The following is a 13,956-nucleotide window of genomic DNA, read 5'->3' on the forward strand; positions in this document are numbered from 1 at the left end:
TTGGTTAGAATACCGGCCTGTCACGCCGGGGGTCGCGGGTTCGAGTCCCGTCCGCTCCGCCACTTATTCAGAAAAAGCCCTAACAGCGATGTTAGGGCTTTTTCGTATCTGCGGTATTATTTTGGCCTACGACCAACGGGTCCCGGTTACCCATAACCCTTAACTAACTCTCTCCACTACTGCTAGTCATTTATTGAGAAGCCTAGTCTAAGGACTGGGTTTTGTCGTTTAGGAGCAAAGCTATTCCCCTCAAGGGAACAAATCCAACTTGCGTTTGGTTGTAGGAATCTACAAACTCAATCGAACCGACGTTTATATAGAAGCCCAATCTCCAGATCGGGCTTCGTAGTTTCTAGAATATGAAATCTAAAGCCCGCTGCTGGCGCAACGGGCTTGTTTGTATCTGGAGATGAGTGGTGAAGTGCTCATCTAAGGTTGGCTAGAAGCAATATTTATACATAGCCTTGGAAAGTATCTCGACAGTAGGGTCGATAAACTCAAACGCCAAAAATTCATCCGGTTGGTGAGCTTGGTCAATAGAACCTGGGCCAAGTACCAGTGTTGGACACAGCTGTTGAAGGAAGGGCGCTTCAGTACAGTAATTGACAGTTTCTGAGTTGGTACCGCATATCTCTTCCACTCCTCCTATAAAAGGATGATCATGCTGACATTCGTAACCAGGAATCGGTTCGTGTAGAGGTGTTATATCAATACGGCCAGGCCATTTGGCTTCGATTTCTTTTAAGGCGCCACGAAGCATGTTATCCAAGCCATCAAGGCTTATCCCAGGCAGAGGGCGTACGTCATAATGAAGCTCACAACAACCACAGATGCGGTTAGCGCTGTCTCCGCCGTGAATGTGGCCAAGGTTAAGTGTTGGACTTGGAATCGCGAACCCAGGATGGTGATATTCTTTGATGAACTTGTCACGCAACTGCATCATGGCAAAAAGGATTTCATGCATAATTTCAATGGCGTTAACCCCTAAAGCCGGATCTGACGAATGACCAGATTTGCCTGTGACTCGAATGGCATTGGCAACATGCCCTTTATGGCCTCGTATCGGAACCAAGCTCGTGGGTTCTCCGATAATGCAATAGTCAGGCTTGAATGGTGCGTTATCGGTAAAATGGCGCGCACCGAGCATGGTCGTTTCTTCATCACACGTCGCTAAGACATATAACGGCTTACTTTGTTTACTCCAGTCAACCTTCTTTACTGCTTCAAGAATGAAGGCAAAGAAACCTTTCATATCAGCCGTTCCTAGACCGTAGAAGCGGTTATTCGCTTCTGTGAGGGCATGAGGTTCGTAATTCCAGCGGCCTTCATCGAAAGGTACTGTATCGCTGTGACCAGCCAGCAACAGCCCACCTTCACCGCTTCCTATTTTACCTAGCAGATTAAACTTCCCGGGTTCGACTTCGATAATGTCGACTTCAAAACCTATGTCTTGCATCCAACTGGCAAGCTTTTCAATGACTTTTGCATTCCCTTCATCCCAACTCGGATCGGTTGAACTGATGGAAGAGGTAGAAATCAGGCCTTTGTAGACCTCAAGAAAACTGGGTATTTGCATATTAAGTTCGCTTTGCCTGTTGACATAAATCAATAATGAAGGTAAAACACATAATAAATCAGTTTTAATGAATAAAAAACCATTAAAAGCTAAGTTTATTAAATTTATAGTCACTGGTTAGGTGACGATTTTAAGGTCTTAATGGATGTCTGAGATGCTCAAAACTACAATTATTGGCGCCAGCGGTTATACCGGAGCTGAGTTAGCACTTATGGTGCATAAACACCCACAACTTACGCTATCAGGTTTATATGTCTCCGCCAATAGTGTTGATGCTGGTAAATGTATCTCTGAGCTACATGGAAAGCTGGCGGGTATTATCAGTCAGCCTGTAGAGCCTTTGAAAGATATCAATGCTGTAGCGGAAGAAAGCGATGTAGTTTTTCTTGCTACTGCCCATGAGGTCAGCCACGACATTGCGCCTACGTTTTTGAAACAAGGTTGTCAGGTATTCGACTTGTCGGGCGCTTTCCGAGTTAAGAAACACGGCTTCTATAACGAATTTTATGGCTTTGAGCATCAACATGAAGATTGGCTAGATAGCGCAGCTTACGGTCTTGTTGAATGGAACCACAGCGCTATTAAACAGAGTCAGCTCATTGCTGTACCAGGCTGTTACCCAACAGCCTCACAGCTTGCGATTAGACCTTTGGTCGAGGCGGGTTTGCTGGATTCTGTTCAGTGGCCAGTAATCAACGCAACCAGCGGTGTCTCGGGAGCTGGTCGAAAAGCATCGATGACCAACAGTTTCTGTGAAGTGAGTTTGCAGCCTTATGGTGTGTTCAGCCACAGGCACCAACCTGAGATCGCGACTCATCTGGGGACTGAGGTAATTTTCACCCCTCACTTAGGTAACTTTAAGCGCGGGATCCTTGCGACCATCACTATGAAGTTAGCTAGCGGAGTGAGTGAGCAGCAGATCTCAAAAGCATTTAATACGGCATATGAGAATAAACCTGCGGTGCGCCTGCACCAAGCGACGTTACCAAGTATTCAACATGTTGAAAATACACCTTTCTGCGATATTGGTTGGAAGGTACAAGGCGAGCATATCATTGTCGTTTCTGCGATTGATAACTTGCTTAAAGGCGCATCGAGTCAAGCGGTGCAGTGCTTAAATATCCACTACGGATTTCCAGAGTTAACTGCCCTTGTATAAGCAAGTCGGTAAAGGGAAAAGTAATGACAGATAACAAACCAACTCCATTAGTGATCAAATTGGGCGGTGCTGCCCTTTCGTGTACTGAGACGTTAAGTCAGGTTTTTAGTGCAATTGCTGACTATCAGAAGCAGGCTCAGCGACGAATCGTGATCGTCCATGGAGGAGGTTATCTAGTGGACGATCTTATGGCCCAGCTTCAGATTGAAACGCTGAAAAAAGACGGACTTCGTGTCACTCCCTATGAGCAAATTCCCTTAATAGTAGGTGCTTTAGCCGGTACGGCGAACAAGATGCTGCAGGGGCAGGCGATCAAAGATGGTTTGAATGCTGTCGGGTTATCCCTTGCTGATGGTGGGTTGTGTCAGGTTGAAGAGTTGGATCCAGAACTAGGCGCTGTTGGTAAAGCGACACCAGGTAACTCTACCGTGTTACAGGCGACTCTAGCTGCTGATACATTACCAATAATTAGCTCAATTGGCCTGACTGCAGAAGGTCAGATGATGAACGTCAATGCTGACCAAGCGGCGGTTGCCGTTGCAGGTGCCTTGGATGCCGAACTCGTTCTATTGTCGGACGTCAGTGGTGTTTTGGATGGCAAAGGCCATCTGATCAAAAGCTTAGATGAGCAAGAAGCACAAAGTCTGATCAATGGGCAGGTAATCACTGACGGCATGATCGTCAAAGTCAATGCAGCACTGGAAGCGGCTAACGATTTAGGCCGACCAATAGAAGTGGCTACCTGGCGTTATCCAGAAAAGCTCGCCGAGCTGTTTGCTGGGCAAAGCATCGGGACACAATTTTTACCTAAGAATTAGTCGCTTGTGTTAAGGCACGAGCACAACAAAAAGAACGAAAAAGTCACCCGTAGCACTGACCGCCACGCGCAGAGCCGGGATTTTGGAGAAAAGAAAATGAGCAAGTTAAAAGTAAATAAAGTAGTAGTCGCATATTCTGGCGGTCTGGATACTTCAGTGATTATCCCTTGGTTGAAAGAAAACTATGATTGTGAAGTGGTCGCGTTTGTGGCCGATGTTGGTCAAGGTGCAGAAGAATTAGAAGGCATCGAAGCAAAAGCGAAGGCTTCAGGTGCATCTGAGTGTTATGTCGCTGACCTGAAAGAAGAAATGGTCGCAGACTACATCTACCCGACGCTGAAAACAGGTGCTTACTACGAAGGCAAATACTTGTTGGGTACATCGATGGCTCGCCCAATCATTGCGAAAGCTCAGGTTGAGGTTGCGCGTAAAGTAGGCGCCGATGCCCTTTGTCATGGCTGTACAGGTAAAGGTAACGACCAAGTACGTTTTGAAGGCGCTTTTGCCGCTTTGGCCCCTGATCTTCATGTGATTGCCCCTTGGCGCGAATGGGATCTGGTTAGCCGTGAAGAGTGTCTGGACTACCTTGCTGAGCGCAACATTCCTTGTACGGCTTCACTAACGAAAATTTATTCACGTGATGCCAATGCGTGGCACATCTCAACAGAGGGCGGTGTTCTGGAAAATACGTGGAATGCGCCTAACGAAGATTGCTGGGTGTGGACAGTCGATCCTGAGCAAGCTCCCAATGAAGCTGAATACGTGACGCTGAAAGTCGAAAAAGGCGAAGTGGTGGGCGTAGATGGTGAAAACATGACGCCATACAACGCACTTGTTTACCTGAATGAAAAAGGTGCTAAGCATGGTGTTGGCCGTATCGATATTGTAGAAAACCGTCTGGTTGGTATGAAGTCTCGTGGTTGTTATGAAACTCCGGGTGGCACGATTATGATGGAAGCGCTGCGTGCTGTTGAGCAGCTGGTACTGGATAAGACCGCATTTGAATTCCGTGAAGAACTAGGCGTTAAGGCTTCTCATCTTGTATACGACGGCCGTTGGTTCACACCATTGTGTAAATCCATTCTCGCAGCGTCAGAAGAACTGGCTCAAGATGTAAACGGTGAAGTCGTGATTAAGTTGTATAAAGGTCAAGCTACGGTGACCCAGAAGCGCTCAGTGAACAGCCTTTATTGTGAAGAGTTTGCTACTTTTGGTGAAGATGAAGTTTACGATCAAAGCCATGCAGAAGGCTTCATTCGCCTTTACTCACTGTCTAGCCGTATTCGTGCGCTGAATAGTCAGAAAAAGTAGCCCTTAACTTATCTAGCTGACGAGCCCATTTGCTTAGCCAATGGGCTCGTTGTTTTTTGGTAACCAAAACAACAGCGCTTAAAATTACAATGAATAAATATGTAGAAACAATGAATTAATACTTTATTTTTAGTTTGAATTGCCGTAAGTTTGAACCATCAGAAAAATACTGGGTTTCACCCAGAAATAGCAATAGATCAAAAACTGTTCGCACTGACAGTGAGCACCGGTAATCAGGAGATACGCAATGGCATTATGGGGCGGAAGATTTACCCAAGCAGCAGACACGAGATTCAAAGAATTTAATGATTCATTGCGCTTTGATTACCGATTGGCAGAACAAGATATTGTGGGCTCAATCGCTTGGTCGAAAGCGTTGTTATCAGTGGATGTGCTTAATGAAGAAGAGCAACAGAAGCTAGAACTGGCGTTGAATGAACTTAAGCTAGAAGTGATGGAAGATCCTCATCAGATCCTTCGTTCTGACGCGGAAGATATCCATTCATGGGTTGAGCAACAACTGATTGGCAAAGTGGGTGATCTAGGCAAAAAACTTCACACAGGCCGTTCTAGAAACGATCAGGTCGCGACTGACCTTAAACTCTGGTGTCGTCAGCAAGGTCAACAGCTACTGATGGCATTGGATCGTCTGCAATCTCAAATGGTATCGGTCGCGAAAGAGCATCAGGCAACGGTTCTGCCGGGCTACACACACTTGCAGCGTGCCCAGCCGGTGACGTTTGCTCATTGGTGTTTGGCTTATGTGGAAATGTTTGAACGGGACTACTCGCGCCTTCATGACGCCATCGAGCGTTTAGATACCTGCCCGCTTGGCTCCGGTGCTTTGGCGGGAACGGCTTACCCTATCGACCGGGAGCAACTGGCACATAACCTTGGCTTTCGCCGTGCGACACGTAACTCACTGGATTCGGTGTCTGACCGTGATCATGTCATGGAACTGATGTCGGTAGCCTCTATCTCTATGCTTCACTTATCGCGTTTGGCAGAAGATATGATTTTCTACAACTCGGGTGAGTCTAACTTTATCGAACTGGCGGATACCGTGACCTCGGGATCGTCGTTGATGCCACAAAAGAAAAACCCAGATGCGCTGGAGCTGATACGTGGTAAGACAGGGCGGGTCTACGGTTCATTGGCTGGCATGATGATGACGGTGAAAGCATTGCCGCTCGCTTACAACAAAGACATGCAGGAAGACAAAGAAGGGCTGTTCGACGCACTAGACACCTGGAACGACTGTATGGAAATGGCAGCGCTTTGTTTTGATGGCATCAAAGTAAACGGCGAGCGCACATTGGAAGCCGCGAAACAAGGCTATGCCAATGCCACTGAGTTGGCAGATTATCTGGTGGCTAAAGGCATCCCATTCCGTGAAGCACACCATATTGTGGGTGTTGCAGTAGTGGGGGCCATTGCGAAAGGTTGTGCGTTAGAAGAACTGTCGATTGGGGAACTGAAAGAGTTCTCCTCAGTCATAGAAGAAGATGTTTACAGCATACTGACGATAGAATCATGCCTTGAGAAGCGTAGTGCTCTGGGTGGGGTCTCTCCAAAGCAAGTCGCTCATGCGGTCGAGCAAGCGGAAGGACGCCTTATCAAGCGGGATACCTCTGCGGTAAATGTTCGTCCTGCGCGTTTAACGGATATTGAAGCGCTAGAAGGTATGGTGACCTACTGGGCGAATATGGGGGAGAACTTACCTCGTTCACGCAGTGAGTTGGTGAGAGATATTGGCTCTTTCGCTGTTGCAGAGCACCATGGCGAGGTGACTGGATGTGCGTCGCTCTATGTCTATGACTCTGGGCTGGCCGAGATTCGTTCACTGGGTGTCGAAGCGGGCTGGCAAGGGCAAGGTCAGGGAAGCGCGATTGTACAATACTTGGTGGAAAAAGCGCGCCAGATGGCGATCAAGAAAGTGTTCGTCCTGACTCGTACGCCTGAGTTTTTTATGAAGCAAAGTTTTCTACCGACATCGAAGTCGCTATTACCGGAGAAAGTGCTTAAAGATTGTGATCAGTGCCCTCGTCAGCACGCTTGTGACGAAGTGGCGCTAGAAGTGAATCTGGTTGAGAAATCCATCGCGCGAGCAAATGTTGCTTAACGCATTGATGGTTAAGGTTTTCGAAGAAAGATCAAAAAAGATCGAATGTTTTTGGGAACCTTATTCAAAAGGCAGGGTCTATTAAAGTACCACTGCTTTTTCTTAGAAGAATCTAAGAGAGCCCCAGAATCGACGTTGATTTTGGGGCTTTTTTCTTTTCTCGTACCGAGAATGTATCCCCTAAACCCATTACCTCTAACCTTTTTTGTTTCTGCGCCGCCACGGCAAAATGACAAAGCGCATCCAGAGGTGAAGGAATAACAAGCCGTTAAATGCGAACCCTGCGATGATCAAAGCGATGGACTCTATGCTTTGAGGGTTATCTCTGAAGGCAAACCACCAGATAACCCAGCACAATACCGATAGCACAGTAAGCTGATCCATACATCGTTGACAACGGCCTATTTTTTTCCAGAACCAGTTGCTGTTTTTACAGTAGTTGCATGTCATGAGCATCGTTTATTGGGTAACATGTGCTTTGATAATATCTCAAGCTAACGTGAAAGTGATAAAAATGATCGAACGTCAACAAACTAAACAACGTATGAGCCGTATCGTGAAGCATAACGGTACGATTTACCTATGTGGACAAGTGTGTGCGGATGCGACTAAAGGCATTACTGAACAGACGCAAACCATGCTCGACAAAGTTGAAGAGCTGCTGCTTGAAGCGGGCAGTGACAAGGAGCATATGTTGTCTGCGACGATTTATTTGAAGGACATGAAAGACTTCCAGGAAATGAATGCGGTATGGGATGCATGGGTTCCTGAAGGTCACGCTCCAGCTCGAGCATGTGTTACTGCTGATATGGCGCGTGAAGCCTTGTTGGTGGAGATCTCTGTGATTGCAGCAGAGAAATAACGAGTCTATATGAAAAAAACGAGCCAATTGGCTCGTTTTTATTTTCTATTTAGGATTAGCAACCCGGTCCACAATCAAGACAGTGTTTAATCATCTCTGGGCCTAAATGCAGTTTCGCATTCAGGTCGCGTAGAGCAGTGCGAACCCCTTCTTCAATCACCGGGTGATAGAAAGGCATATCGAGCATTTCTGAAACGGTCATCTTATTTTGATGTGCCCAAGCCAGTAAGTGTGCAAGATGTTCAGCATTAGGTCCTATCATTTCGGCTCCTAGGAAACGCCCGGTCCCTTGTTCACCATAGACATGCAAGACGCCTTTGTTGCGTAGCATAACTCGTGAACGGCCCTGACCTTCAAATGACACCTCACCTGTCGCAAAGCAACCACAGTTGCCTAGACGAGTTTCAAGCTGCTTAAAGGATTCACCTACCATTGCAATCTGAGGGTCAGAGAATACCGCTGAGATTGACGAACGACGCAATCCTGCTCGGATATCAGGATAGCGGCCTGCATTGTCACCGGCAATTCGGCCTTGATCTGCCGCCTCATGGAGCAACGGAATCTGGTTACTGGCATCGCCGGCGATAAAAATATTGTCTACCGATGTTTGCAGCGTGTAATGATCCGCTGTTGGTACGCCGCGTTCATCAAGGGCAACTTGGGTATTTTCGATTGCCAACTGATCGACGTTTGGACGGCGACCCGTCGCAGCAAGTACATAGTCAACAATGAAGGTTTCCAATTCGCCATCGTGATTGATGAATTGGATCTCGACTTTATCTTCACCTTCTATGCGTTGCATGCTTTCGACTTTCACGTCAGCATCAAGATAGAACTCTTCTTTAAACGCTTTGTCGGCATAGGCCATTACTTTAGGATCTGTTAGCGGCCCTACCTGACCGCCGAGGCCGAACAGTTTGACCTTAACGCCGAGCCGATGCAGTGCTTGCCCCAGTTCAAGGCCGATCACCCCCGGTCCAAATACGGCCACCGATTCAGGCAGATCATCCCAATCAAACACATCATCATTGATAATCAGACGATCTCCTAGCTCATTCCAGACACTCGGATAAGCCGGGCGAGAGCCGGTTGCAATCACAATGCGTTTGGCCGTGATTTGGGTATGGTCATCCACCATCAATGTGTTGTTGTCGACAAACTTAGCGTAGCCAGAGATTTTGTCTTCAGCCGGGATTTCATCTACCCCTTCCAGTACAAAGCCAACGAATCGATCACGCTCTCTCTTGACGCGATCCATGACTTCACGACCATTGATGACAATCTCACCTTGCGGATGGACACCAAACCCCGGTGCCTTTTCTATCTGGTGCACGCTTTCTGCTGCTGCGATCAGCAGCTTGGAAGGCATACACCCTACTCGAGCACAGGTTGTACCGTATGGTCCACCTTCAATCATAACGACACTAGAGGTATGCGCTTTGGCTGAACGATAGGCGCCTAGACCGGCTGTACCACCACCAATAATGGCAACATCGACATTGAGCTGTTTCATTTTGGGTTCTCGCTTTGTCTGTCCAGGCTTCCTAGCCAACCTGGGGAGATGAATTTGAGTCCACTACCTGAGTAAAACTCAGATAGTGGCTGGGTTCTGCAATAGATTCCCCGACCTTAGGTAAGGCCGGAGAATCGAGGGAGCGATATAATTAGCCTAGGTAAGATTCAAGCTCTTCGCTGCCACCAATATGCTTACCACCAATGAAGACCTGAGGTACCGTTGTACGGCCTGAGATGGCACGTAAACTTACTGTTGTTGCATCTTTACCCAGAATCACTTCCTCATACTGAAGACCGTGGTCAATAAGATTTTGTTTCGCCTTGGCACAGAAAGGACAGCCTGGTTTAGTGAATACAGTGATCGATTCCTGCGTTTTGTAGTTAGGTGCGATGTAATTCAGCATAGTATCAGCATCAGACACTTTGAACGGGTCGCCTGGCTCGTTTGGTTCAATGAACATTTTCTCAACCACGCCGTCTTTAACCAGCATGCTGTAGCGCCATGAGCGTTTGCCAAAACCAAGGTCGTTCTTGTCAACCAGTAGACCCATACCATCAGTGAATTCACCGTTACCATCTGGTAGGAAAGTGATGTTGTCTGCTTCCTGGTCATTTTTCCAAGCGTTCATCACAAAAGTGTCATTCACAGAGACACAGATAATTTCGTCAACGCCGTGGTCTTGAAAGACTGGGAACAACTCGTTGTAGCGAGGCAGGTGACTCGATGAACAGGTTGGTGTAAATGCACCTGGCAGGCTGAACAGGATCACTGTCTTGCCTTTAAACAGCTCATCGCTGGTGACATTGACCCAAGCATCACCTTGACGAGTTGGGAATGTAACTTGTGGAACGTTTTGACCTTCTTTTGACGCAAACATAGTAGTGTCCTTTGGTAGATTCTGATTAATTCGTATTAGAGCTTAGCGTGCTTTTGCTAAGTGGCTTTGTTTTGATGAGGTTATTATTCAAGATTTCCTTTGATAGTTCTAATCGTTTAATGCTATGGTTTTGATAGATGTTTTCTATCGTATCGAGATAGGTAAATTAGCAAGATGAATATCCGTGATTTTGAGTATCTGGTAGCGCTCGCTGAGCACAACCACTTCCGTAAGGCCGCTGAAGCCTGCTTTGTCAGCCAGCCGACGTTGAGCGGGCAGATCCGTAAATTGGAAGATGAATTGGGTACAGCCTTACTGGAACGTAGCAGCCGAAGAGTATTGTTTACCGATGCTGGCTTGCAGCTGGTGGATCAGGCCAAACGTATTCTGTCAGAAGTAAAAACCTTTCGTGATATGGCGAATGGTCAAGGTGAAGCCATGACCGGGCCAATGCACATAGGTTTTATTCCAACAGTTGGTCCTTATCTATTGCCGAAAATCGTACCGACGTTGAAGGAACAGTTCCCAGAGCTAGAACTGTTCTTGCATGAAGCACAGACTCACCAGTTGGTGCGTCAGTTGGAAGATGGCAAGCTCGATTGTCTGGTTTTAGCATCGGTGGCAGAAACGGCCCCATTCAAAGAAATTGCAGTATATGAGGAGCCATTGAGCGTGGCCGTGCCTTGCGATCACGAATGGTCTGGTCTTGAAGAGATCGATATGCTGGAACTGAATGGCAAAACCGTGCTTGCACTGGGTGATGGGCACTGCCTGCGCGATCAGGCGCTAGGCTTTTGTTTTGCCGCTGGGGCAAAAGATGATGAGCGTTTTAAAGCGACGAGTCTTGAAACTCTGCGTAACATGGTCGCTGCAGGTGCCGGTATCACTCTGTTACCCGAGCTATCGCTACCGAAAGAAAAGCAAAAAGATGGTGTGTGCTATGTCCGAGCGACTAACCCAGTGCCTTCTCGAAGCATTGTTCTGGCATACCGCCCTGGTTCGCCGCTGCGGGCGCGTTTCGAACAGCTGGCTGAAGCTATAAAGCAACAGCTTGAAGCCAAGTAAATCACAGCGAATAAAAAAGGGCGGATGTCATGACATCCGCCCTTTCTGTTTTGATGCTGGTTAGAACAACTCTTCACTTTCTGCAGAGGTGTAGATGCTGTCAGTAATTTCATCAGTGACGTATTCAGTCGGCTCCGTCCCTTCAAGGAAGTACTCAAACATCGAACTTGAGTCGAACTTGTTGGTCAGTAGCCCTGAGTCACGGTCAATTCTTACGCGAACAATATTCGGCGGTATGACTTTCTGCTGAGCAGGTACACCCGCTAGGGCGGTGTGCATGAAGTCAACCCAAGCTGGCTGAGCAGTTTTCGCGCCGGCTTCGGCGCCGGAAATTTGCGCTTTGCCCAAATTGCTGTTTGGCTTGGTGCGGCCGAGCTTACGGTTGTGGTCATCAAAACCGACCCAGGATACTGCGACCATGCCCGGCCCGTAGCCGTTGTACCATGCATCTTTTGAGTCATTGGTGGTACCCGTTTTACCGCCAACGTCACGACGTTTCAGGGCTTGTGCTCGCCAGCCGGTACCATTCCAGCCAGTACCATCGCGCCAGTTACCACCACCCCAAATGTTGCTGTACATCATCTCACGCACAAGGAAGGCGGTTTGTTCAGAGATCACCTGCGGCGCGTATTGAGGTGTTTGACCATCTTGAGGCTCAACGTCTTGTTCTTGGAACTCGTTAGTGACGGTTTCCGTCGCCGTTTGTTCACAGTCTTGACGACAGATGGACTTCGGTGTCGCTTCAAACTCTACATCACCAAACGGGCCTTCCACTTTGCTGATGTAATGCGGTTCGACGTAGTAGCCACCATTAGCAAACACTGAGTAGCCTTGTGCCATCTTCATTGGTGTCAGACTGCCAGCACCAAGAGCAATCGTCTCAGAGCGAGGCACCTGATCAATATTGAAGCCAAATCGAGTCAGATACTGGCGCGTTTCATCTAAGCCCACTTCACGCAGCACGCGCACTGCCATGACGTTTTTAGATTGCGCTAAGCCGATTCTTAATCGAGTTGGGCCGATATAAGTTGGAGGCGAGTTTTTCGGGCGCCATGCTGTCCCTTGGCTCTTATCCCACTGGTTGATTGGCGCATCATTTACCAATGTTGCCAGAGTCAGACCTTTATCGATAGCCGCCGAGTAAATAAACGGTTTGATACTGGAACCAACCTGACGCACAGATTGCGTAGCACGGTTGAATTTATTGTGAACGAAGTTGAAACCGCCAACCAGAGACAAGACTGCGCCATTTTCTGGATCCATGGCAACAAACGCTGTATTGGCGTTCGGCACCTGACTTAAGTGCCAAGCTGTTTGTGTTTCGCCATCTTCAACAGGTGTCTCTACCTGACGGACCCATATTTGTTCACCTTCTTCCAGTACATCCGTGGCAGCTTTTGGTGCTGGGCCTTGGCGGTCATCGGTGAGGAATTTACGCGCCCACTTGATACCATCCCATTCGAGCGTTTTTACGCCTTGGTTTTTCACCCAGACAGTCGCTTGTTGGGCTGTGACTTGTGTGACGACCGCAGGGAGAAGGGAGCCGTAAGTTGGCACTCGATCCAAAGTGTCGTCAATTTTTTGTTCATCGAATGCTGTCTGACCTGCTTTCCACAGGACTTTTTCAGCGCCGCGGTAACCGTGACGTTCATCGTACGCTAGCAGGTTATTGATCGCCGCTTCATTGGCTGCAGACTGCAGTTTAGAGTCCACCGTAGTGTAGACATTCATTCCTGAGCTATAAGCTTCTTCACCGTAACGCGCGACCATCCATGCACGAGCCAGCTCTGCCACATAAGGCGCACTCAGTTCAATCTCTGCGCCATGGTAGCGCGACATGATCTCTTCAGCACGAGCCTGTTGATATTCATCCTCGGTGATGTACTTTTCATCCAGCATACGCTTAAGTACAACGTTGCGGCGGCTGGTGGCACGCTGAAGCGAGTAGATAGGATTCATGGTTGACGGGGCTTTTGGCATGCCTGCTAAGGTGGCAATTTCACTCAACGTTAGGTTCTGTAGATCTTTGCCAAAATAAGTCTGCGCTGCTGCGCCAAAGCCATACGAACGGTAACCTAAGAAAATTTTATTCACGTACAGCTCAAGGATCTCTTCTTTACTCAGCAGTTGTTCAATGTGAATAGCGATAAAGATCTCTTTGATTTTTCGCATGATCTTTTTGTCATTGGACAAGAAGAAGTTACGCGCCAGCTGCTGAGTGATCGTGCTCGCACCTTGCTTGGCTGAGCCTGAAAGGGCAACTACAACGGCGGCACGTGCGATACCAATAGGGTCGATACCGGGGTGATCGTAGAAACGGCTGTCTTCTGTTGCGATCAGCGCTTCAATCAGGTGCGGGGGAATTTCATCATAGGTGACCGGAATGCGTCGCTTCTCACCAAATTGTGAGATCAGCTTGCCATCTTGAGTGAATATCTGCATTGGTGTCTGCAGTTTGACATCTTTTAAAGTCGCCACATCGGGCAACTCTGGTTTTACGTAGAAGTAGAAACCAACAATGGTCCCGACCCCAAGTACCGTGCAAACCAATACGAAAATAAACAATCGCTTTATGAACTTCACCGGAGAATCCCTGATTAATTAAGCTTACGTTATGCAAACCTAGGTAGTTTAAGCTAAAACGTAGCTC

Annotated in this window: 11 protein-coding genes; 6 read left to right on the plus strand and 5 right to left on the minus strand. The window is 47.8% G+C overall.

Annotated features, from left to right (window positions below):
• Positions 1 to 439: 439 nt before the first annotated feature.
• On the minus strand, positions 440 to 1,576 hold the full coding sequence (argE, locus tag F0265_RS21620; protein WP_171750322.1) for an acetylornithine deacetylase: 1,137 nt from the start codon (positions 1,574 to 1,576) through the stop codon (positions 440 to 442).
• Positions 1,577 to 1,730: 154 nt separating this feature from the next.
• Between argE and argC the strand changes: the two genes are divergently transcribed.
• The 4 genes from argC (at position 1,731) to argH (ending at position 6,986) form a co-directional block, all read left to right on the plus strand.
• Complete coding sequence (gene argC / locus F0265_RS21625; RefSeq protein ID WP_171750323.1) at positions 1,731 to 2,735, plus strand: N-acetyl-gamma-glutamyl-phosphate reductase; 1,005 nt, start codon at positions 1,731 to 1,733, stop codon at positions 2,733 to 2,735.
• 23 nt (positions 2,736 to 2,758) lie between these two features.
• On the plus strand, positions 2,759 to 3,553 hold the full coding sequence (gene argB, locus F0265_RS21630) for an acetylglutamate kinase (protein WP_082314514.1): 795 nt from the start codon (positions 2,759 to 2,761) through the stop codon (positions 3,551 to 3,553).
• Between the two features lie 96 nt (positions 3,554 to 3,649).
• Entirely contained in the window at positions 3,650 to 4,864 is a 1,215-nt protein-coding gene (locus F0265_RS21635; RefSeq protein ID WP_019276996.1) for an argininosuccinate synthase, read from the plus strand.
• A gap of 247 nt (positions 4,865 to 5,111) precedes the next feature.
• Positions 5,112 to 6,986 carry an argininosuccinate lyase gene (gene argH, locus F0265_RS21640; protein ID WP_171750324.1) on the plus strand — a complete coding sequence of 625 codons (1,875 nt, stop codon included), beginning with the start codon at positions 5,112 to 5,114 and terminating at the stop codon, positions 6,984 to 6,986.
• Between the two features lie 195 nt (positions 6,987 to 7,181).
• On the opposite strand, the gene F0265_RS21645 is transcribed toward argH, so the two are convergent.
• The gene (locus F0265_RS21645; RefSeq protein ID WP_171750325.1) at positions 7,182 to 7,436 is read right to left on the minus strand and encodes a DUF3624 domain-containing protein; all 255 of its coding nucleotides are present in this window, start codon (positions 7,434 to 7,436) and stop codon (positions 7,182 to 7,184) included.
• 64 nt (positions 7,437 to 7,500) lie between these two features.
• Between F0265_RS21645 and F0265_RS21650 the strand changes: the two genes are divergently transcribed.
• Positions 7,501 to 7,848 (plus strand): RidA family protein, encoded by a 348-nt coding sequence (locus F0265_RS21650; RefSeq protein ID WP_006957166.1) that lies wholly within the window; start codon positions 7,501 to 7,503, stop codon positions 7,846 to 7,848.
• 55 nt (positions 7,849 to 7,903) lie between these two features.
• Here F0265_RS21650 and F0265_RS21655 read toward each other — a convergent pair whose 3' ends face one another.
• A complete protein-coding gene (locus tag F0265_RS21655) occupies positions 7,904 to 9,361 on the minus strand; it encodes a dihydrolipoyl dehydrogenase (protein WP_171750326.1) in 1,458 nt (485 codons plus the stop codon).
• 151 nt (positions 9,362 to 9,512) lie between these two features.
• Positions 9,513 to 10,241, minus strand: a complete 729-nt coding sequence (locus F0265_RS21660) for a redoxin family protein (protein WP_038509272.1) — start codon at positions 10,239 to 10,241, stop codon at positions 9,513 to 9,515.
• 174 nt (positions 10,242 to 10,415) lie between these two features.
• Between F0265_RS21660 and oxyR the strand changes: the two genes are divergently transcribed.
• The gene (gene oxyR / locus F0265_RS21665; RefSeq protein WP_171354248.1) at positions 10,416 to 11,306 is read left to right on the plus strand and encodes a DNA-binding transcriptional regulator OxyR; all 891 of its coding nucleotides are present in this window, start codon (positions 10,416 to 10,418) and stop codon (positions 11,304 to 11,306) included.
• A gap of 60 nt (positions 11,307 to 11,366) precedes the next feature.
• On the opposite strand, the gene F0265_RS21670 is transcribed toward oxyR, so the two are convergent.
• The gene (locus F0265_RS21670) at positions 11,367 to 13,889 is read right to left on the minus strand and encodes a PBP1A family penicillin-binding protein (protein WP_171750327.1); all 2,523 of its coding nucleotides are present in this window, start codon (positions 13,887 to 13,889) and stop codon (positions 11,367 to 11,369) included.
• Positions 13,890 to 13,956: the final 67 nt, after the last annotated feature.

The sequence above is a fragment of the Vibrio sp. RE88 genome (genome assembly GCF_013113835.1).
Lineage (GTDB): Bacteria > Pseudomonadota > Gammaproteobacteria > Enterobacterales > Vibrionaceae > Vibrio.

Bases quoted from the DNA above. Each gene is read 5' to 3' on its own strand.
- argE (WP_171750322.1), bottom strand. From the start codon at position 1,576: ATGCAAATACCCAGTTTTCTTGAGGTCTACAAAGGCCTGATTTCTACC.
- argC (WP_171750323.1), top strand. From the start codon at position 1,731: ATGCTCAAAACTACAATTATTGGCGCCAGCGGTTATACCGGAGCTGAG.
- argB (WP_082314514.1), top strand. From the start codon at position 2,759: ATGACAGATAACAAACCAACTCCATTAGTGATCAAATTGGGCGGTGCT.
- F0265_RS21635 (WP_019276996.1), top strand. From the start codon at position 3,650: ATGAGCAAGTTAAAAGTAAATAAAGTAGTAGTCGCATATTCTGGCGGT.
- argH (WP_171750324.1), top strand. From the start codon at position 5,112: ATGGCATTATGGGGCGGAAGATTTACCCAAGCAGCAGACACGAGATTC.
- F0265_RS21645 (WP_171750325.1), bottom strand. From the start codon at position 7,436: ATGACATGCAACTACTGTAAAAACAGCAACTGGTTCTGGAAAAAAATA.
- F0265_RS21650 (WP_006957166.1), top strand. From the start codon at position 7,501: ATGATCGAACGTCAACAAACTAAACAACGTATGAGCCGTATCGTGAAG.
- F0265_RS21655 (WP_171750326.1), bottom strand. From the start codon at position 9,361: ATGAAACAGCTCAATGTCGATGTTGCCATTATTGGTGGTGGTACAGCC.
- F0265_RS21660 (WP_038509272.1), bottom strand. From the start codon at position 10,241: ATGTTTGCGTCAAAAGAAGGTCAAAACGTTCCACAAGTTACATTCCCA.
- oxyR (WP_171354248.1), top strand. From the start codon at position 10,416: ATGAATATCCGTGATTTTGAGTATCTGGTAGCGCTCGCTGAGCACAAC.